This is a genomic window from Pseudomonas tremae, assembly GCF_001401155.1.
GTDB classification, from domain to species: domain Bacteria; phylum Pseudomonadota; class Gammaproteobacteria; order Pseudomonadales; family Pseudomonadaceae; genus Aquipseudomonas; species Aquipseudomonas tremae.
The window spans coordinates 1-19826 of the sequence record NZ_LJRO01000482.1; the positions used below are offsets into that span (position 1 = coordinate 1).

The following is a 19826-nucleotide window of genomic DNA, read 5'->3' on the forward strand; positions in this document are numbered from 1 at the left end:
TTGCTCGGAGCATCCCTAGGTGGTCGTCACTAAGCTTGGCGTTCCGGCGACAACGAGTGATTGCGTTATAACTAACTAAGCCTATGCGTTCGAAACGCGTGGTGATCCCGCTTTCTCATCCGACATCACATCTGTAACGTGGTGATAAATACGTTATCGCCAATGGCTGCCGCTTTTCGAGGACAGTGTGCGCTACCGAGAGGTAGCTCTGATGGTGTACTCGGTTTTCTTGATGCTACGCTATGGGAATAATGGGTAATTTGCAGTCCCAGGCTGCCTGGTTGGGAGATCTTGCAAATTCAGGAATCCTTTTGCAGGATGTGCATAGGGCCATAGTCATAACTGGTATGCAGTGCGCACATGAAATTGTAACATCGCCAACGTGGGTGAGAGTCTCAGTACGTTGACGTAACGTCCTTCATAAAATCAGGCGAGGAAAAGTGAATTGAAATTCATCACAATGGTAACCACAGCTCTGCTCCTGCTCATGAGCGGCGCTCACGCCGAGGGACTGACAACCTCGGTGGATGGTAAAGAACTGACCGTTAGCTTCGGTAAGCCCACCATCAAGCAAGTGCTACATTACCGTAAAATGTACGACAAAAAACCTTTCCCTGATGCCGAGATCTATTACTACGACAACGGCACATACAAACTCATTTCGCAGGGTGAGAACCACTATGGCGTTTACTCCATACAGGGCAAGCCAGACGAAGAAACTTTCACCGTGCGTTTCATTTCTCTGCCGTCTAGCGACTGGGGGAATAAAACGGCCTTTCATCAGTTAACTTTCGTCCGTGGAGACAAGCAAAACATATTCATCCAGAACGCCGTTGTTGATACCGGCGAAGCCCTTGCCGAGCAGAATGGCACTTACACCCAAGAAGAAAATACCGTAACGAATCCGGTGCACACCGACTGGAAAAATAAATAATCCTCAGGGAGTATTTAATCGTGGAGGTTCTTCTCTATCTACCCGTTCGTAAGATGCTACCGCCCCTGCGGCTTGGTGGCAGGCGATAACCAGCGCGACCTATCACAGTGTCTTGATGGGTAGGCGACAGCTGCTCACTTTGAAACTGCCGCAGGCAGCGTGACAACCACGCTCCCTGAGGCTGGTGTGATGAGACTACCGGAGGATCCTATGCCGATGGCTGGCGATCCCCCGGTCAACTCGATCATCGCTGAAACCAGGCCAGGCGTTCAGCAGCGTTGTTGTCGAGCGGCAGGCTTGTGCTTGCCACGATGTCTGGCGGAAGTGACGACCTTCTAATCCGCTCCTTCGCTGATCGGTCCGGCGATACTTTCGGCTTCGTTGAGCAGCGCCAACACATTCCGCAGGTACGCTGAATTAAAAGCCTAAAAGAGGCCCCGTCAGCGTGGTGCTCCCCCCCCCATCAATGCATTCGTCAGTTTTGAATCTGTCTTCGGAACTCACGAGCCCTTGTGACCACACATGAGGCCAAATTAATTCATTCGAGACAGTTCTGGGCCTGATCAACAATGCCCAACGCGTCGCGCAATTGAGGTACGTGCCGGCCTGATGTGGGGAAGGTGCGCCTGAAACTCACGAAACGCCGCACTCGCCTCGACTTTATAACCTTTCACCTTTGTATGGAGAAATCATGCGCTCAACCCTATCGATCCCTGTTTCCAAAACATCAGTTTTCAACGACTATCAGCAGCCCGCAGCGGTGGTGTCGGCACCGACACCGACACCGACACCGTCGTCACCAATAGATAAAAAAACGGGTACTACCTCGGTTGTTAATTCGGCACGCGACAAAGCGTTGCAATCGAAATTAAATAAACTATTCCCCACGCTACGGCGTTCCAATTCAACCTCCGCAGAAACCACACGCAAGCTGGCGCCCGATGTACGCCGGTTCGACACCTTGCTGCATCCCACTGAAAATGCCAGCAATCTCAGCGCAGGAATTCTGATGCTGGCTCAAAACGACAAGCGTCAATGGCATCGTGTGACGTGCTCACCCGGTTTACTTTTACAGAACATCGAAGTGCGACCTGAAAAAGGCCTGCTGAATTTGACCGGATCGGAAAAGTTTTGCAGCGGCGAACTGAGCCAAACAGAAAAACGCGATCTTCAGCGCGCCGTCACCAGTATCGTAATGACCTACAACCAGATAGCGGCGGAGCATGGGGAAACACCGATCAGCATTCATGAAAATCATTTGGAGGGCGATGGCAAGGTGTACGAGGATCGACGTATTCCACGCAAATCGAATGAAAAGGATTACGATTATTACCACACACTGGGCGTCAGTTATGCCGATAATGGAAAAATGCTGCCGCATTACCATCTTGAGTTTAATGGCACATTAAACAAACACAACGTCGGTATTATACTCGACAATCTGAAGCATTTGGGCAAGCAAGTAATAAAGAAAGACATTCTGACTGAAAAAGAAATTACCGCAGTTTTAGAAAAACTCCCAGAACATAATGGCACACCCGGCTTCAATGCCGCGATGGTAAGAGAGCAGCGTCCACTGCTGCCCAACGAAATAACCGACCCAACAGCACGGGTGCAGCGCCGCGACGAGCTTGAGGGTGACTTCATTTCCTTATCAAGTCACAACACCGAATTGGCAGCTGATAAAGATCGCTTGTTCATTCAGAACGCGCATATGAATTCTTTCCGACCAGCCGAGCCTATATTCGAATGCTTTTCAGCAGGCCAGGTATCGGTCATCGACGACTTGCGGAAAATTGAGAAATATCTGCAGTCGGACAACTCCGAATCTTCTGGCCAGTTAGATTTCAATGAGCTTTTAGCGATCCACTTTAGCTTGAATAAAGCGCTGAAGGAATTGAACGGCGATGCGAGCAGCACTGTCGAGCAACGTCAGGAGTTGGCGGCCAGATTTGGCGCCGGTATCGAGAAGATCAAACAGTTGGTGATCTCATGATGGCAACACGCCCTAGCTGAATCCAATGATGATCGAAACAAGCGCAAGTATAGGGGGGCGGTGAACATTAAGCCTGGCATCCGATGGGCGAGCTGATAATCACCAGCGTCGGCGAGCGCCGACTAACAGCACTGAGGTTTCAGGAAACTGCCCGCAGTGCCGGCAGCGGCGAGTGGTTCGCCAATATCCGCAACCCAAGCAAGCGCCGGGCGCGCCAAGCAGATCTGCGCAGCTTTGCCGATGCCGAAGAGTTTCGCGCGGTGAGCCGGGCGCACGTTTTTAGCTTGGAGCGCCCAGATGGAGCGACGCGCTCTGTCGGGGCGAAGGTTTCCGATGATTTCGGTCGAATTCAGCCAGAAGCATATACACTGCACACTGCACAGTTTGGCCTTTGTATCGCGCCTAAACCTGCCGCTGTAAGAGCTTCAGCCAGGATTTAAAAACTGTGGTAACAAAAAATCACACAAGTTTAAAATTCTTCAATAGAAGATCCAGCGAATTAGCGGTGTTAGACAGGCCCTGACTGGCCATGTTAGTGATTTTAGAATTCTCCACGCCTTCGTTAGCCAACGTCCTGATTTTTTCAAGATTTTGCTCAATCTCTCGTGTCACGCTTGCTTGCTCTTCTGCCGCCCTGGCAATGACCTGGTTGCGATCACTGATTTTTTCAATAGCTAAACTTACTTTTTCTAATGATTTGCCGGCGCCCAAAGCGACTTCAAGTGTTGTGCTGGCATTACTAACACTTCTGTTGATGGCTCCAATGGCTTGATCTGTACCTAGGCTAATACTGCTTACCAGGCTTTCTATTTCGAGAGTCGATGCGCGCGTACGCGACGCAAGATTACGAACTTCATCAGCGACGACGGCGAATCCACGGCCCAGCTCGCCTGCTCGTGCTGCTTCAATGGCAGCATTCAATGCGAGCAGATTCGTTTGGTCGGCCACTGAGCGGATATCCACTAATATATTGTTGATGCCGGCTGCTTGATGGGCAAAATCATTCACTAAAACCGAGCTTTGTTGAACATCGCCTGTAAGTTCCTGGATGGCTTTAATGACATTGATAACAAGACGATTTCCTTCCAGGGTTGATTCGGCAGATGATTTCGACGCTTGCGCAGTGGTAACCGCATTAGTCGCCACCTCATCGACAGCAATGCTCATTTCATTGAACGCTGTGGCAACACGCTCGACTTGTTGATTCTCTTCATCGGCCGACTTGGCATGTGATTCAGCCAGAAGGCTTAAATCAGAAGCAGAAGTCGTGAGGTTCTTGGCGGTGTGGGTGATGATGCCCAATGTTTCAGAAAGCTTTCCTTGCATGACTTGCATGGACTTCTGAAGTAAAGAAAGTTCATCATCGCCTGAAACGTCGATAGGTTCCCTCAGGTCTCCTCGAGCAATGCGATCAGCAATGTCGACCGTGATCTTTAAAGGCCTCTGAATACTCCTCACTATAGTCCAGGCTAAGACGCCACCCAAGATAAATACAGCGATGACAAAAAAGACAGAAAGATTCACTATTTTTTTGTATTCTTGTTCGACGGATGAGTTTACCTTGACTGTTTTTTCTTCGATGTCTTCAGCCAATAGGTTCAGCTGTGAAAGAGCGGCATTGTGATTTTGATTAAGCTCATTATTAAGCAGTGATTTTAGTTTTTCGGTGTCTCCCTGTTCTGACAGGGAAAGCAGTGCTGGAAACAAAACAGCGTATTCGTCCATTGCTTTTTTATAAGCATCATAAGCTGTCTTTTGTTGTTCCCCGTGCACGAGACTTTCAAATTTATTTTGCTGTGTCTTGAGCTGATCATAACGCTGCTTCATCAAGCCGGTGATGCGATCCAATGTCGCCTGGTCACGGTTTGCCAATAGCCAGTAAGACAGCACTCTCAACCTAAGGGTGAGTTCCGTGAGTCGATTCATGGTCGTAGCCGTTGGTAGCATTTTTTGCCCTGTCTCAACTTGGGCAGCCCTCAGTTTCGATATTGACTGAAAGGAGAACACAGATAGAAACAGCACCATAAAACCTATCATTGCAAAGCTAAGATAGGCTCGGGTGCCTATTTTGAAATTTCTAATCATTGCCAGCATCCTGTTTTTTGTAAGGTTCTGTGAAAGTAACGTGTTAGGTTTTACGTTCAGTTTCAAGCGCTTTCAAGAGGATTAGATAATTTCACGACTCAATATAAATCAAGTTAAAACCTAAAAAGTCTCCTGGCAGATTGTTTTGATGTACAGGTGTTCATGTGTTGCTTTTAATGGGTTTTATTTTTCTGAGCGGCAAATCCAATGTATCGGCTCCAAGGAAAAATCTTTAGCACAGCCACAACAAATTTATAAATTTTCGCTCAGCTGCATCAGCGTTGAGGATCAGGGCTCGAAAAAAGTTGTTTTGTTGCAACGGGTAATAACACACGCTATGGATCAAGGCTCTATCTTGCGTCCCGCCATATGCTGCAAATACGCCATCAGCCTCTGCAAGTCGGCATCCGGCAGTACCGTTTCCGAAAACCCCGGCATCTTCGCCTGTGGCCAATGACGCAAATCCTGAGGGTTGCGAATGTAGCGCTTGAGGAAGTCCATGCCCAGATACTCGGTCGGGTTATAGGGAATATTCAGATCGGGTCCTAACTGTGCATCACCTGCACCGTTCAAGCGGTGGCAAGCCACACAGTTTCGTTGAAACAGTGCAAAGCCCTGATTGACCGGATCGTCAGGCTTGAGCGCTGGGTCCGGCAACAGGGCGGGGAAGCGCTCGGCAACTGAAGCCATGCGTGTGATGCTGGCCACTTCGAATGGCCATTGCTCCGGGCTGATATTGTCTGCCTGCGGGTCCGTCCACACTATATAGAACGGCCCCGCGCTGGGTTTGCCAGGGGACAATGGCGGCCAAGGATGGGCAGGGTCCTCGATAGCCAGCCAGGCCCGTGCGCCTTTATCGTTGAGTAGCGGTGCGGCGGGCAGCTCTGCGGCAAACCCGTCCAGTGCCACGGCCTGCAGGTGATCCTGAGGCTTGGTTCCCTTCAGCAACGCGGCCAGAGGCACGGCACGGTAGGTCATGTCCCTCTTGTAGGACACATCATCTTTAACGGTAATAGCTTGCAGCTGAGGATGGGTAAGCAATTCTTCGGTTTGCCAGATGCGGCTGCTCTCGCCCAATTGCAATTCCAGCTGGGCAGCGGACAGCGTCGTGCTCAGCAGCAGAGCACTGAGCAGAATAAGTGCTTTCAAAACGTGGCCCTCCCTATCGTGAACTGCGAGAAGTCTTTCACAGACACATGGATGCTGAATAGCGGGCTGGTCGCAGGTCGGTGGTTTTTCATGAATCCAAGCCAACGCGCGTAGTAAGGAGTCGGGAAGGGCTGAAGTCAGTTGAGCTATTGGAACCATAACGGATTCGCTACCACTCACCTTGGGTCACTACCGGCCAAGGGCGTTTTCAATGCACGAAGATGCAAATGAATCGACAGAAATCCATACCCGGGTTTTTCCGATGGAATGGATTGAGATCGGGCCCTGCACGTTTTCAAGCCACGCGCAGCACGTTGCCAATCTGACCAACCCGCAACCTGCTCCCTCAATAGGCGGGGTCGAGTTGTTTCTTCCGCCTAATGTGTACCATCCCGGTACCGGACTGTCCTCCAGCCTTTTGGTCGAAGCGCTGTCGAGCGAAAATCTGGGGAGAACCGTGTTGGACCTCGGGTGTGGCAGTGGTTATATAGGGATATCTCTCTATCGCCCTGGGATGGATCTGGTTCTGGCCGATATTTCAAAAGACTCAATTTTGAGCAGCACCGAAAACCTCCGCCGTATGGAGATACCGGGGAGGGTGCTAGAGAGCGATTTATTCTCAAATCTGAAAGGCCTGCGCTTCGACACGATTCTGTTTAATCCGCCTTTACTCGACAAAAAGATAGAACACGAAGCTGAAATCGCATTATGTGACCCTAATGGTGATTTGCTGACTCGTTTTCTCACTGAGGCGCCACAGCATTTGATTTCAACGGGGTGTATTTACTTTATTGCGTCCAACCTGATGAACCGTGAGGTGTTATTAAATGGATTAGTCGGTTATCGATACAACATTATCTCGTCTTCATTTTCCACTCAGTCGCAGGTCTCACGCTGGATAATCAGCGCCCGGCCAAAGCATTGAGCCACAGGCTGAGATAGGTGTGATCGTCACGTAACAGCCCCTTGTAAACGTCTGCACAGCGTAGGGGTGTTGCGATGGCGTCCTGAATCAAAAAACACGCAGGCAATTGTTTATCCCCTGATGTACCCAGCCATTCGACCCCTCTGCGCGTGCTGTCAGCGAGTCAACGCTGATGAGCGCCGAATCTTCTGCGAGAGGCCCACGCTTGGTGCAATACGCCAAGTCTGCTGAGGAACTTGGACAATACGGTTTTTTCTATCAGCCAAACGGCCCGTTCAACACCATCTGCTGATTTCCTGGTGTTGTAATAAAAGGGTGTTGCAGCAATCACAATGGCTACATCGTTGATATACCTGCCCGAGGCACTTTTGGTGAGCAATCCCGAAGGAACTGTATGTGGAGCACCCTCTATGGGCTCGTCTCCATGCGTGATACCGCTGTGCGCAGACCATTTACCGCAGGCGGTGGGGCTTTCAGACGCTTTGCGCTGGCCTTACCGAGAGGCGGACTGGCGCTTCGCCTTCGATCTTGGCGCTGGTCTTGCGGTGGAGGTGGAGGGGCAACTGCTTGCCACGGCGTTGTGGTGGCCACAAGGCGAAAACCATGCCTCGGTAGGTATGATCATTGTTTCCCCCTCGCTGCAGGGCCAGGGCATCGGGCGCGCTCTGATGGATCAACTGATGCAGCAGGCCGGCGAGCGAACGCTGATCCTCAATTCCACTCAGCAAGGCCTGGCACTGTACACGCGGCTCGGCTTCGTTGCGCATGGGAAGGTCAACCAGCACCAGGCAAAGCTTGAACATGCCGCTCACTTTGTTCCTGATTCGGTGAACGTGCGTGTCATGCAGGCCGATGACGAGCAACCGCTGCAACAACTGGATCTGGCCGCCACAGGCCGGGATCGCAGTGTATTACTGAGAGCCTTGTTCGACCACGCCAGTACCTTGGTCATTGATCGCGGCGCGGGTGTTTCAGCTTACGGCTGTGTGCGCGAGTTCGGGCGGGGTGTGGTCATCGGTCCGGTAATCGCCAGGGGGCCTGCTGCTGCAGCGGATGCCAAGGCGCTAATCGCAGCACTGGCCAATACCCATCGCGGACATTTCGTGCGTATCGACGTCACTGAAGACGCAGGCTTATCGGATTGGTTGACCGAGCAAGGTCTGCCCTGCGTCGACCATGCGATACCCATGGTCCGCCTGACGCCATTGCAGGTTTGCCCTGCTGAAACTGATGCGCGGCTGTTCGCCCTGTCCAACCAGTCGATTGGTTGACGCGTACGGCCAGCGAATTTGTGTAATGCGCGACCCGATGATTAACCCTGAAATAATGGACAGCCCCTGATGAAACTGATGCCCTACTGGCTGGATACCGCGCCTGCATTTGCAGCCGGTGAACGTGATGCGCCCAGTGGCGAGGTAGATGTGGCAATCGTCGGCGCCGGCTTTACCGGTCTGTCCGCCGCGATTGCGCTTGCCAAAAAAGGCGCGAGCGTGGCCGTGTTCGAAGCAGGCCTGGTCGGCAATGCGGCTTCCGGTCGCAATGGCGGGATGTGTAACAACGGCTTTGCTCAGGATTACTACGCACTGTCGACTGCCATCGGGCGTGAGCGCGCGAATATGTTGTACCGCGCCTTTGATGCCGGGGTAAGCAAAGTCGAATCCCTGATCGCGGAGGAGGGCATCGACTGCAGTTTCAAGCGCGTCGGAAAGCTCAAGCTTGCGGCCAAACCTGAGCACTTTGACAAGCTGGCCCGGTCGCAGGCGCTCATGGAACAGGAGTGTGACCCCGACACCTACATGTTGACGCGCGAGCAGTTGAGCAGCGAGATCGGTTCGGACCGGTATTTTGGCGGCCTGGTTTTCGGCAAAAGCGCCGGCATGCATGTTGGTCGCTACGGCCAGGGCCTGGCAGAGGCGGCTGCCCGACGCGGGGTGCGAATCTATGAAAATGCCCCGGTGCTTGGTCTCTCGCGTCAGACTGGCACAGTGCATCAAGTCAAGACGCCGCGTGGTGAAGTGCGTGCCAAACAAGTGCTGCTTGCGACCGGTACATCCTCGGTGGGCCCCTTGGCGTGGTTTCGCCGACGCATTGTGCCGGTGGGGGCGTTTATCATTGTCACAGAGCCCCTTTCAATAGAGGTGCTTGACCGCCTGCTGCCACGCCGACGCATGACCACCGATACGAAAAACTTCGTCAATTACTTTCGGGTTACTCCCGACAATCGTTTGCTGTTCGGTGGTCGTGCGCGATTCGCAACTTCCAACCCCGCCTCCGACATGAAAAGCGGGATCATCCTGCAGAAATCGCTGATCGAAGTATTTCCGGAATTGAGCAATACACGCATTGATTACTGTTGGGGTGGCATGGTCGATATGACCCGCGACCGCCTTCCTCGAGCCGGTGAGCATGATGGGTTGTTTTATTCAATGGGCTACAGCGGCCACGGCACGCATATGTCGACCTATATGGGCGCGATCATGGCCGAAGTTCTCGACGGCCGTTCCGACTTGAACCCATGGCGGGACTTTACTTGGCCAGCGATTCCTGGGCATTTCGGGAACCCCTGGTTTCTGCCATTGGTGGGTGCGTATTACCGGTTTCAAGATCTTCTACGATGAAATAGCTGCCGGGACGTGAGCACATCAAGTTCGCCATGCACACTGGGTATTTCATAATTCACTCTGGCAAACCCTGGGTAGAAATGCACTGAACGCCTTGGCACGACCTGACTCCAAATCTTGTCCCGGCGCTCAAAACCAACATATCGCGTCGATGGATATTTGAATCCTCTGCCAATCAAGGAATTCCCATGACCGATCCACGTAACGTCGCTCACGACAAAAAAGTCCAGCAAGAGAAAAAGAACCACGGTGAAGAAATTGCGCCAAATGCCGAGCACGCACCTCAGCCAGGCATGAAGCCTGCGCTCAAACACGATGATGAAGAGCAAGACGAGCAAGCTTGAGCCGGGCGCTAGCCTGACCTGATATTGCCGTGTGGCGGCGCTGACTCAAGTCGGCGGTCGCTGCATACCTTTTAAGAGGAGGTAAATGTCATGCCACGTGGAAGCAAGGACAAATACACCGAAGAACAGAAGCGTAAGGCTGAGCACATCGAGGAGTCTTACGAGCACAAAGGCGTACCCAAAGCTCAGGCTGAGGAACGTGCGTGGGCGACTGTCAACAAGCAGTCGGGAGGTGGCGAAAAACCAGGAGGGTCTGGTCGCAAAACGCCTCTGGCACGCAAGCAGAAAGCCGAGTCCGACTCCGCGAAACGCGCCGCTAAAACCCGACAGGGTCATTCACGAGAATCCTCTGCGTCATTGGAGACGCAAACCAAGGCGAGCCTGATGACGGAAGCCCGAAGTCGTAACCTGTCGGGAAGGTCCAACATGACCAAGGCCGAGTTGATCGAGGCGTTAAAGAAGAAGTAGCTTGCACACTAAATGTGCGTGCGTCTTGATTCGATGGCTTTCGATGACTAAAGCAATTTTTGATCTACTGGGTGTTAAAAAACACCCAGTCGTGTTCAGCAATGCGCGCTATCAAGTTGCAGATATGATCGAGATAGCCCCATTTCTTTCAATGAACGCGTACTTGATATCTTTCATCTCGACGATCCCTTGAGTGGTTCGTGCAGCTTCCATGATGTCTGCTTCGGTGATGCGCACCTCTTTTATTCTGCGCAGCAATGGTTTGCCTACTAATGAGAGTGGCCGCCTGTGGGGTCTTTTATCTGAAAGGCGTTGCCGTTACGCCAGGCGTCGGCACCTGCGTCTACCGCCGGTGTCGGAATATCTGCTCGAGACTTTTTCTCTTCTTCGCTGTTTACGCCGAATCTGGAATCTCTTTGCTGAACCAGCGCGGGCTTTATCTGCCCGTCAGAGGTGAATCCCATCATCAGTTGAGGCACGCCCAGCGGAAGAGTCTTGTCGAGGTCCGTATGCCACGTGTGCCAGGTTTTTCCGTAGGTATTCACGAGCTTCTCCATCAATGCATGCTCCGCCGGAGCAGGAATTCCCGGGGCGATGAGCTGACCTGATTTCACCTCATGCACATGGCTGTGCCACAAGGCCTTCTCGGCGGGCGGGAGCTGCGTGAACAATCGCTTGCTGATGATGTATTCGACGCCCATCAACTTTGCGTCCTTGACGTTACCGTCGTAGATGACGCACTGGATGACTTCTTCATTCACAATCGAACAATAGTGATGAGCTTCCATCTGTGAATGAAGACGACCGTTATAGAAATGGAAGCCGTCAAGGTATGCGTTCAACGCTTTAATGGGTGGGCGTGTCTGGAGAACATTCGCTCCGGCCTCAAGGACTTTTGTGGAGGCTGTTGCAGGCGCGCCGGGCGCATTAACATTGGAGCCGCTATTGTTGCCTGCGCACGCCACAATGGAGAATGCAGCGAAGACTGCGAGCGGTAGTCTGATTATTGTTCGTCTCGAGAAAGGGTGTGTGCTGTTCATCTCAACTCCTTGTAATGGCTCGCTTCAAGCAAACGTATGATCGATGATCAACCGGTCGACTGACTTCTACGCAAGCTGTCACGCGTCGCAGAGGGGCGGGTGTTCATCAATTGAATTTTCCAGGCCCTTCAGCTTCAAGTGAAAGTAAGGCAGCCTTTCCAATGCATGCAGTGCTGCCTCATGCTGCATGGTTTCTCTGTCGCCAGAGAAACGCTGTATTTCAGTGAATACGCAAGTGCGCCCTGCATGTACAAAGCCCCAGGCGAAACACACAGTACCTGCCGGAATGCCGTCTACGTCCTCGGTCCCGCACAGGCCGGTCGTTGCAATCGCTACATTGGCAGGGCTGTCCTGCAACGCGCCCTCTGCCATCTCTTGAGCAACCTCGACGCTGGTGAGATTGAAGCGCTCGATGGTTTCAGGCTTCACGCCCAAAAGGCGGTGCTTGGCCTCTGGCGAGTAAACAACGTAGCCGCAGTCGACCAACGAACCGCTGCCGGGAACCTCCGCCAAAAGAGCAACTATGCGACCTGCCGTACACGACTCAGCGGTGGCCAGTAGCAAGTTGTGTTGCTGCAGATAACTGACGGTTTCACTCGCAGGCATGAGCGTGTTTTCTCACCTTTCAGGTTGTACGACTATTTTTTAGGACAGATGAAAAACAGCTTCGTCTCGACTTTTTCGACAGGTATTGCGCGGCCACGACAGTCGAATTATTGAATCGATATCAACCAGGGCAGTCTAGAGTCATGCGCACCCGAATCACGACCACGCTGGTAATGAGGCGCTTTGACAACGGTAACCGAATAATTGCCGGCCTCCAGGCTGTCAGGAAGTGGTATTGGCTGCTGCGGATTGCATTGACCCAACGGTCTTTTCCAACGCTCTTCTTCCCACCCGCAACACGTTGACGTCGATGAGGAAAGCAATGCCCTATAGTGATGGAGTAGAGCACCTGACCAAGGCCGAACTCATGGCCGAGGTCTTACGCCTGCGCGCTGAAACTACAGGCAAGGAACAAAGCCTCCGACACACCAGCAAGGTCAAACTCGACCTGACAGAAACACCTGCCTCCGAAGTCACGTTGCGCCAAAGCCATGAGCTTTTTAGAACCATCCTCTACACAATCGAAGCCGCCTTCGCCATTGTCGAGGTGAAGTTTGACGAGCACGACAAGCCAGTGAATTATCGCTTCCTAGAGGCCAATCCTGCCTTCGAGCGGGAAGCCGGTGTCAATCTGCGCGGCAAGTGGGTGACAGAGTTTGCGCCTGACCTCGAGCCGTTCTGGTTTGAGATATACGGTCACGTCGCAAAAACCGGGGAGCCGAAAACGTTCGAGAATTACGCCAGAACATTCAACCGTTGGTTCGACGTGAGAGCCGTACAGGTGGGCAATCCTGACGACCGCCAGATTGCGATATTTTTCAGTGATGTGACTGAGCGGCGCAAAACTCAGGAGCGTTTGCGAGCCAGTGAAGCCCTGGCGCGTGAAAGTGTCGAGCGGGTGCAACTAGCACTTGCGGCCGGTGCCATTATCGGCACGTGGCACTGGGACCTTATCAGTGATGATTTCACCGTTGATGAGCCCTTTGCCGAGTCCTTTGGCCTGGATCAGGCAATAGGTCGGCAAGGGCTGACACAAACGCAGGTCCTGTCCACCGTACACCCTGATGACAGAGCGGGTATTACTGCAGCTATTGCACAAGTGATAGCGAGTGGCAGCGCCTACGTACATCAATATCGTGTTCGCCGCCCGGACGGTAATTACTATTGGATCGAGGCCAATGGCCGGGTTAACCGGGCTGAGGACGGAACGGCACTTAGTTTGCCGGGTGTTCTGATAGACCTGGAAGAGCGCCGTGCCCTGGAAGCAGAGCGTGACAGGGCGATAGCAGATTTGCGCATGCTTAATGAAACACTGGAGCAGCGCGTTGCCGAGCGCACTGAAGAACTGATGCGATCCGAAGAGCAACTGCGGCAATCGCAGAAGATGGAGGCAGTGGGGCAGCTTACCGGGGGCCTGGCCCACGATTTCAATAATTTGTTAGCCGGCATCTTGGGCAGCCTTGAGCTTATGAACGCTCGTTTCGCACAAGGCAGGCTCACAAACATCGATAAGTATATGGCGGCGGCGCTTGGGGCGACAAAGCGCGCCGCAGCACTTACGCACCGCCTGCTGGCGTTTTCGCGCCGCCAGATTCTTGCGCCGACCGCGACTGACGTCAACGAACTCATCGGCGGCATGATTGATCTGCTCCAGCGTACGGTAGGTCCAAGTGTGCAGATCAAGACAGCCAAAGTCTCGGATCTATGGCTGGCATTGGTTGATCCTTCTCAACTGGAAAATGCCTTGTTGAATCTGTGCATCAATGCACGTGACGCGATGCCTGACGGGGGCACTATTGTCATTGAGACGGCTAACCGTTCAATCGACGCGAAGGCCTCTTTACGCCAGGACATGCCTGAAGGAAATTATCTGTCGTTAAGTGTATCGGACACCGGAACGGGCATGCCTCCCGAGGTCATCGCCAAAGCGTTCGAACCTTTTTTTACCACCAAACCCATCGGTCAGGGTACAGGCCTGGGCTTATCCATGATTTACGGGTTTGCCAAACAATCAAACGGCCAGGTCCGCATTCACTCGGTTGTGGGAGCAGGGTCGACAGTAACCATCTACTTGCCCCAGCACCAGGGCGGCGTTTGCAATAGCGACTCCAGCTCCGCGCCAGTCGCTAACCCACGAGCGAAGGAAGGCGAAACAGTGTTGGTCGTCGAGGATGAGCCAACGGTACGTTTGTTGGTCACAGAGGTTTTGGAGGATCAAGGCTATATCGCTATTGAAGCAACTGACAGCGCGGGAGGGTTACGGATACTTCAGTCCAACGTGCGCCTGGATTTGCTTATAAGCGATGTGGGGTTGTCTGGCGGTATCAATGGGCGTCAGATGGCCGACGCAGGCCGTGTAACGCGGCCTGGTCTCAAAGTACTCTTCATTACCGGCTATGCGGAGGGCGCGTTGCTTAATGACGGCCAGCTTGAGGCCGGGATGTCAGTGCTGGCCAAGCCATTTGCGGCCAATGTGCTGATCGCCAGAGTCCAGCAAATGCTCGCTGAATGAAACGCGAGCTGATGGCGTTTTTTGCCGGTAGACCTGGCTGACAAGCGACACCATTACTTCCTGAAAGGGCAGCGCCGATTGGCTCATTGTTGATCACTGTCAGTGATACCGGATGATAAGTGAGACGTATTCTCATTATTTTCTGGAACCCACTGGTGCAGTGCGACACTCATCTACTCAATTTCCACTGGGTATAGATGATTAGTCTCTGCGGTGTATTACATCGATTGAATTATAAAGCCTGCTTATTGATGACCTTTGCACATTGGTGGCAATGAGCTGCTTATTCCCGTCTTCTTATTATCAGTTGGCTTTATTCAGGGTGTGGCTACGTGCCTTGCGCGTATCGGTTGCTGGCGATCTGGCCAGATGTAAGTAGATGCCCGCTGTTCCAGAGACAACGTTTCATCGCGTGCCCCAAGACGGATTTACAGGAACGCTTAATGATAAATCCCATAAAATATAATTTCAGTCATCCTGGGTTTTCCGCTGCGCAAAACCCACCTGCTCCAGCGCACCAGCCTATGCAGGGGCCGTCCGTCAGCAGCAATTGGGTGCCTAACTTTATCTCGCGCGGGCGAGGCAAAAGCGTCCCTCTGAGCCATTTCAACACGGCTGATGAGCATCACCTGGCTGACAGGCAACACGCCGTGTTGCAATCGATAGAGGGTAACAAGTTCATGCGGGTGCTGCAGAAGTACACTGCCTCTGAAACAACCAACACTGAATTTGCCTTTCTAAGGGATGCGATACCGCGCTATTCCATTGAATTAGCCAAACCATGCTGTCATAAAGTGCTTTACCGGGGCATATCTCTTGATAAGCGTTCTGCGCTGGACTTACTGAAACTTCCCCACGGCTATTACAGTCGTGAACTGGCACATGGCCTGGTGCATGGTATGCCGCTGGCAAACGGTGGTTACACTGGACGAGGCGTGGCCAGTGCCTCTACGGTTTCGGCGATTTCCAGGGGGTTCGCACTGCTCAATGCGGAGAAGAAGAATGAAATACAGGTTCTTTTTGTACTGAAAGCAATGGGGCCTGTGCCAGCGCTCCGACACAGCGGTGCCAAGGGTGTGACACTCAGTACAAGCCGATTGCCGTCATCGGTGGCGGGCAAGAGTGAACACGAAGTCATTCTGGATATCACCAACCGGTACGAAGTTACGCAGGCTTATCCGGAGGGTGATGGCATCACCGTTGAGATGACTGTTTTGGGACGCTCGAAAAGGGCTGTCGAACTCGCCGCACCCGAGACTGATAAATGGGAACAGCTTTCCCGGGCCAAGGGATCTAACCCGGGCGGTTTGTTCCGGGCGCCCAATGGCATCAAGTGGTATGTGAAGACCGGGCGCCTTACGAATAACTACACCGATAACTACATGGATCGTTTTCGCAACGAGCTGCTCGCTTCCAGGCTGTATATCGCTGCAGGCATTGACGTTCCCGAAATAAGACTCGCGCTCCGTGATGGCAAAACTGCGTTAATTTCCAGAGTGCTCGAAGGGAATCACAAAGGCGTTGTCGCTATGGCGAGAAGCGGCCAGTTGATGAAAGGGTTTGCCGTGGATGCCTGGTTGGCCAACTGGGATGTCGCGGGGCTTGATCTGGACAATATTCTGTTTACCCAGGATCACACGCCTGTGCGTATTGATCTGGGCGGCGCGATGATTTTCAGGGCAGGCGGAGAGCGCAAGGGAAGCCAGTTTAGCGCCACGCCTATGGAGCTGGTGACCATGCTGTCAAGGAAAGACAACACGTCAAGTCGTGTTTTTCAGTACATCGAGCGTGATCAGATCCGTGCTGGTATTACGGCGATAGAACAAATAGCCGACGTGCATATCAGAGAGCTCTGCTTGAACCACGGTCCTGGTAATAGCCTCGAACGCGCTGCGCTCGGAGAAATGTTGATCAGAAGGAAGAAGTGGCTTGTCAGTGTGAAGCAGGAACTTCCTCATATTCACCCCCGGAAGAATGAGCATGGCCAGGTAGTTACCGTTAAAACCCCCACGTCGCCCACGACGGCTAATACATGGAACACTCCAGACAGGACGGCGGTTTTCGTACCTCACCATTTTGCCAGTGGCAGCCTGAACAACATACCGTTCACCTCATGGCGGTGTCCCGAAACCCTTCCGGGTTGGCGCCAGATTACAACCCGCGCTGTGAAGTTCAGAGAGCCGGAATTTCAGAATCATGGCCATCTTCATCCCGCCAGTGGCGCAGTAATTTTCGAACCTGATGGCAGGATATGGGTCACCGAGCCGACTAATCATGTATTCGGCACTGCTCACTCGTTGCCCAAGGGAAAACAGGAAACCGGGCTGAACTTGAGGACTAATGCCGTCAAGGAAGTCTACGAAGAGACCGGTCTTAGGGTTGAACTTCACGGTTTCATTGGTGATTACGACAGAACAACATCACGTACCCGCTATTACCTTGCCAGGCGCATCGGTGGAACGCCATCGGATATGGGATTTGAATCCCAAAGTGTCAAGCTGGCAAGGCTTTCCGAGGCCAACAAATTGCTGTCCAGTGAACTGGACACCGCCATCTTGCTGGATGCAGCGAAGGTGTTCCAAAAGGCCTCTTTCCACTGAGCCTCAGCTGCTCGGACGCTGGTGAGCGGTATGGGTTTTTTGAAGCATTGCGAAAAACCGTTTCACCCCAGCGTGTTACGTCCACAGAAACGGAGTAATGAAATGACGATTAATACTCACGTAAGTAATAACGGTTCATCGTGGTCATCTCTCTCGCCAGGCAATCAGGCACCGGACCCGCAACATTCCGGAAAAACATCAGGCAATGCCGTTAACTTTCTCCCTCCAGAACATACAAACGGCTCGAGCAATGCCGTCAGTTGGGGAAGCGGCACGCCAAACGCTGCTATTGCAGGCCCTGGACGAGCAAGTGGCTCAGGTCAAAGCGAGTTGGTAGAGGCGCTGAAGACGCTTATCTTTACGCTGCTCAAAAGTTTGATGGGCAACACTTCCGCAGGCCATCCATCTGCAAGCAACTCATCCGCAAGTGAGCCTTCTGCAAGCCAGCCTTCTGGATCGTCCGGGCCTGGAAGTAGTTCAGCTTCCCCAGACTGTGCAAACAGTTCGGCTGCAGACGCGAGCCCACCTGAACAGTCCGGTGAAACTTTTCCGCTCAACAACTCTGGCCTGGGTGCTCATGGTGGCGCTAATACTGTTCCGGACCGGATTGCCTCTCCCGAGGCAGCTCGAAAAATGGTCGAAGATGTGAAGAATGCCGGCGGGGGAACACTGCGCATGCAGATGACCCACGACCAGATCAATGACCCGGAGCAAATGGCCAAGCTCAAGGCGATGGTCGATGCTGGCGACAAACAGGGGGTCAAGGTTCAGTTCACGTTTCGTGACAACGCCAATGGCGGTGGCGGCAATGTCTTGACCGGTGAAAAACTCAAACAAGCCGCCGATGATGTCAAGAACGTCGTTTCCGCAGTTGGAAAGCACCCAAGTTTTGTACTCGACACGTTCAACGAAGGTGGCAAGAGCGCCACTCAGGGCTGGGCTGATATGCAAAGCACGTTGATCAAGTCTGCGCGTGACGCCGGTTACAAGGGCGACATTGTGGTAGAGGACAGCAATTGGGGCGGCGGTCTGACGGCAGGCGGGGAGAGCGGGCTGGTCAAATACGCCGATCAGTTGAAAGCCGCCAATGGCCGTGGCAACCCTGGCCTGATCGGCAGTATCCATGAATACGCCAGCGGTGCCGACGCGTCTTCGCGTCTTTCATCAGAGATAAAGGCGCTGACGGGTGCTGGCTTCAAGCCTCAAATAGGCGAAGTCGGCAACGCCAACTGGGCCGGGGGCAGTAACTTCGAAGAGCGCGACGGGGCCAATCAGGCTGTGAAAGACAACATGGACGCGCTAAAAGCCGCAGGCGCTGATGTCCTGCCGTGGATGGACCAGTTCAGGGACGGCAAGATCAAACACGACGTCGGCTTTTCGAAAGGCGATCAATTCTCCTGACGTTGGGTATTTGTATTACGCCTGATCACGCCAATCAACTTAAGGTCGCTGGTTCTACGTGAACAGACAGCCATCAATCCATTCAGGCTGATGAATACAAAAGGGGGACGACGGCGTCGCCACCCCTGCATTTTGGTTCTCGATAGAAAGCAGGAAATCAATGTTATGCCCGTAAACAGCCTCATGCTGAGTTTGAAGCTGAACACCCAGCTGACTCCACCACCGGTAAGAAAAAATACAAACGCTGAACTGAATCGCATGAATAAGGGAGAGGTACTTGCACACACTCAAACCCGGTTCGCCTTGAATCACCGTGCCCCCACCTACGAGATCGTACAGCGAGCGCGGGGCGAGAATCATGGCGGCTGGACGGCGTTCAACAAATGCCGGATGACGGGCACCGACATGTTTATTCACATGGACCGCAGAGCGCCCAAGAGCAAGGGCGACTTTGCCGGTGACAAGTTTCACCTGAGTGTGGCGCCCGAGCACGTTGCGCGCGCATTTGATGCGATAGGCAAACTGTTACAAGCCGACGACAGCCCTGTCGACAAGTGGAAAGTGACCGACATGAGTGGCGTACATACAAACGCGCCGCCTGAACAAGCGCGCATCACGCAGGGCGCTCAATTTACGCTGTATGCCAAACCTGACCGTGCGGATAACACCTACAGCCCCGAATACATGGGGAAAATGAGGGGCTTGATCAGCAGCATCGAGCATGAGTTGCGAGCGGCCGGTATAGCGCAGAGCCGTAATCGCCCGGCCTCGGATGTTGCTCCCGGACACTGGGCGTATGCGTCTTATCGTAATGAACACAAAAGCGAGAGAGCGGGGTCATCCAGCCAAGCTAATGAACTTGAAACAGAACCGTTTTTTCAGTTGGTTTCATTTGCTGAGGTTGCTGCTTCGCCAGTGAATGCAAACGCCGGAAATCGCTCATTGCTGCCACCACCCTGGACCCGCTGAGCAGGCCTGGCTTGTGGATCGTCGCTGCATACAAACCAGCTCCCCTTACATCACATGGCTCACAACCCTTGACGGGTACTGTGCAGATTCTGTGATGACCGCTGGTGACACCTGCATGTGCTTACAAAGCACGTGTTGAAAATAGAAAACGCCGTCGCACAACGAGGCGTCTTACA

18 protein-coding genes and 1 pseudogene are annotated in these 19826 nt (G+C 53.0%); 12 read left to right on the plus strand and 7 right to left on the minus strand.

Annotated features, from left to right (window positions below; translation table 11 throughout):
* Positions 1-445: 445 nt before the first annotated feature.
* Positions 446-934: a hypothetical protein gene (locus ALO43_RS26355; RefSeq protein WP_005895568.1), complete on the plus strand. Its 489-nt coding sequence runs from the start codon at positions 446-448 to the stop codon at positions 932-934.
* Between the two features lie 134 nt (positions 935-1068).
* Here the strand turns inward: ALO43_RS26355 and pilM are convergent, their stop codons facing one another.
* A complete protein-coding gene (gene pilM / locus ALO43_RS29700) occupies positions 1069-1194 on the minus strand; it encodes a type IV pilus biogenesis protein PilM (protein ID WP_255870994.1) in 126 nt (41 codons plus the stop codon).
* A gap of 431 nt (positions 1195-1625) precedes the next feature.
* Between pilM and ALO43_RS26360 the strand changes: the two genes are divergently transcribed.
* Both ALO43_RS26360 and ALO43_RS26365 read left to right on the plus strand, forming a co-directional pair.
* Positions 1626-2930 (plus strand): hypothetical protein, encoded by a 1305-nt coding sequence (locus ALO43_RS26360; RefSeq protein WP_235662580.1) that lies wholly within the window; start codon positions 1626-1628, stop codon positions 2928-2930.
* Between the two features lie 83 nt (positions 2931-3013).
* Complete coding sequence (locus tag ALO43_RS26365) at positions 3014-3370, plus strand: hypothetical protein (RefSeq protein ID WP_054998397.1); 357 nt, start codon at positions 3014-3016, stop codon at positions 3368-3370.
* Positions 3371-3389: 19 nt separating this feature from the next.
* Here ALO43_RS26365 and ALO43_RS32285 read toward each other — a convergent pair whose 3' ends face one another.
* From ALO43_RS32285 to ALO43_RS26375, 3 genes and pseudogenes are all read right to left on the minus strand, one after another.
* Positions 3390-4265: a methyl-accepting chemotaxis protein gene (locus ALO43_RS32285; RefSeq protein ID WP_412778933.1), complete on the minus strand. Its 876-nt coding sequence runs from the start codon at positions 4263-4265 to the stop codon at positions 3390-3392.
* A pseudogene (locus ALO43_RS32290) lies at positions 4251-5024 on the minus strand (MCP four helix bundle domain-containing protein); the annotation flags it as partial. The gene ALO43_RS32285 and the pseudogene ALO43_RS32290, both read right to left, overlap by 15 nt.
* Positions 5025-5357: 333 nt before the next feature.
* Positions 5358-6164, minus strand: coding sequence for a cytochrome c (locus ALO43_RS26375; protein WP_054998399.1), 807 nt, complete (start codon positions 6162-6164; stop codon positions 5358-5360).
* A 211-nt stretch (positions 6165-6375) separates the two neighbouring features.
* Between ALO43_RS26375 and ALO43_RS26380 the strand changes: the two genes are divergently transcribed.
* The 5 genes from ALO43_RS26380 to ALO43_RS26395 all read left to right on the plus strand — a co-directional run bounded on the left by ALO43_RS26380 (position 6376) and on the right by ALO43_RS26395 (position 10522).
* Positions 6376-7089, plus strand: coding sequence for a methyltransferase (locus ALO43_RS26380; protein ID WP_054988901.1), 714 nt, complete (start codon positions 6376-6378; stop codon positions 7087-7089).
* A 410-nt stretch (positions 7090-7499) separates the two neighbouring features.
* Complete coding sequence (locus ALO43_RS26385; protein WP_054998400.1) at positions 7500-8360, plus strand: GNAT family N-acetyltransferase; 861 nt, start codon at positions 7500-7502, stop codon at positions 8358-8360.
* A 69-nt stretch (positions 8361-8429) separates the two neighbouring features.
* Positions 8430-9707, plus strand: coding sequence for an NAD(P)/FAD-dependent oxidoreductase (locus tag ALO43_RS26390; RefSeq protein WP_054998401.1), 1278 nt, complete (start codon positions 8430-8432; stop codon positions 9705-9707).
* Between the two features lie 191 nt (positions 9708-9898).
* Positions 9899-10054 (plus strand): hypothetical protein, encoded by a 156-nt coding sequence (locus tag ALO43_RS31005; protein WP_005895597.1) that lies wholly within the window; start codon positions 9899-9901, stop codon positions 10052-10054.
* Positions 10055-10144: 90 nt separating this feature from the next.
* The gene (locus ALO43_RS26395; RefSeq protein WP_005895600.1) at positions 10145-10522 is read left to right on the plus strand and encodes a hypothetical protein; all 378 of its coding nucleotides are present in this window, start codon (positions 10145-10147) and stop codon (positions 10520-10522) included.
* 111 nt (positions 10523-10633) lie between these two features.
* Here the strand turns inward: ALO43_RS26395 and ALO43_RS29710 are convergent, their stop codons facing one another.
* From ALO43_RS29710 to ALO43_RS26405, 3 genes are all read right to left on the minus strand, one after another.
* Entirely contained in the window at positions 10634-10780 is a 147-nt protein-coding gene (locus ALO43_RS29710) for a YetF domain-containing protein (RefSeq protein WP_080267959.1), read from the minus strand.
* Between the two features lie 11 nt (positions 10781-10791).
* On the minus strand, positions 10792-11562 hold the full coding sequence (locus ALO43_RS26400; RefSeq protein ID WP_005895605.1) for an OBAP family protein: 771 nt from the start codon (positions 11560-11562) through the stop codon (positions 10792-10794).
* Positions 11563-11640: 78 nt separating this feature from the next.
* Positions 11641-12168 carry a CinA family protein gene (locus tag ALO43_RS26405; RefSeq protein WP_005895609.1) on the minus strand — a complete coding sequence of 176 codons (528 nt, stop codon included), beginning with the start codon at positions 12166-12168 and terminating at the stop codon, positions 11641-11643.
* A 322-nt stretch (positions 12169-12490) separates the two neighbouring features.
* Here ALO43_RS26405 and ALO43_RS26410 point away from each other — a divergent pair, with 322 nt between their 5' ends.
* The 4 genes from ALO43_RS26410 to ospF all read left to right on the plus strand — a co-directional run bounded on the left by ALO43_RS26410 (position 12491) and on the right by ospF (position 19650).
* Positions 12491-14680 (plus strand): ATP-binding protein, encoded by a 2190-nt coding sequence (locus tag ALO43_RS26410; RefSeq protein ID WP_053932145.1) that lies wholly within the window; start codon positions 12491-12493, stop codon positions 14678-14680.
* 443 nt (positions 14681-15123) lie between these two features.
* Entirely contained in the window at positions 15124-17280 is a 2157-nt protein-coding gene (locus ALO43_RS26415) for an NUDIX hydrolase (protein WP_083492267.1), read from the plus strand.
* Between the two features lie 606 nt (positions 17281-17886).
* Complete coding sequence (locus ALO43_RS30835; RefSeq protein WP_255870995.1) at positions 17887-18681, plus strand: cellulase family glycosylhydrolase; 795 nt, start codon at positions 17887-17889, stop codon at positions 18679-18681.
* Positions 18682-18846: 165 nt separating this feature from the next.
* Positions 18847-19650 carry a type III secretion system effector phosphothreonine lyase gene (gene ospF, locus ALO43_RS26425; protein WP_024670905.1) on the plus strand — a complete coding sequence of 268 codons (804 nt, stop codon included), beginning with the start codon at positions 18847-18849 and terminating at the stop codon, positions 19648-19650.
* The last annotated feature ends 176 nt before the right edge of the window (positions 19651-19826 follow it).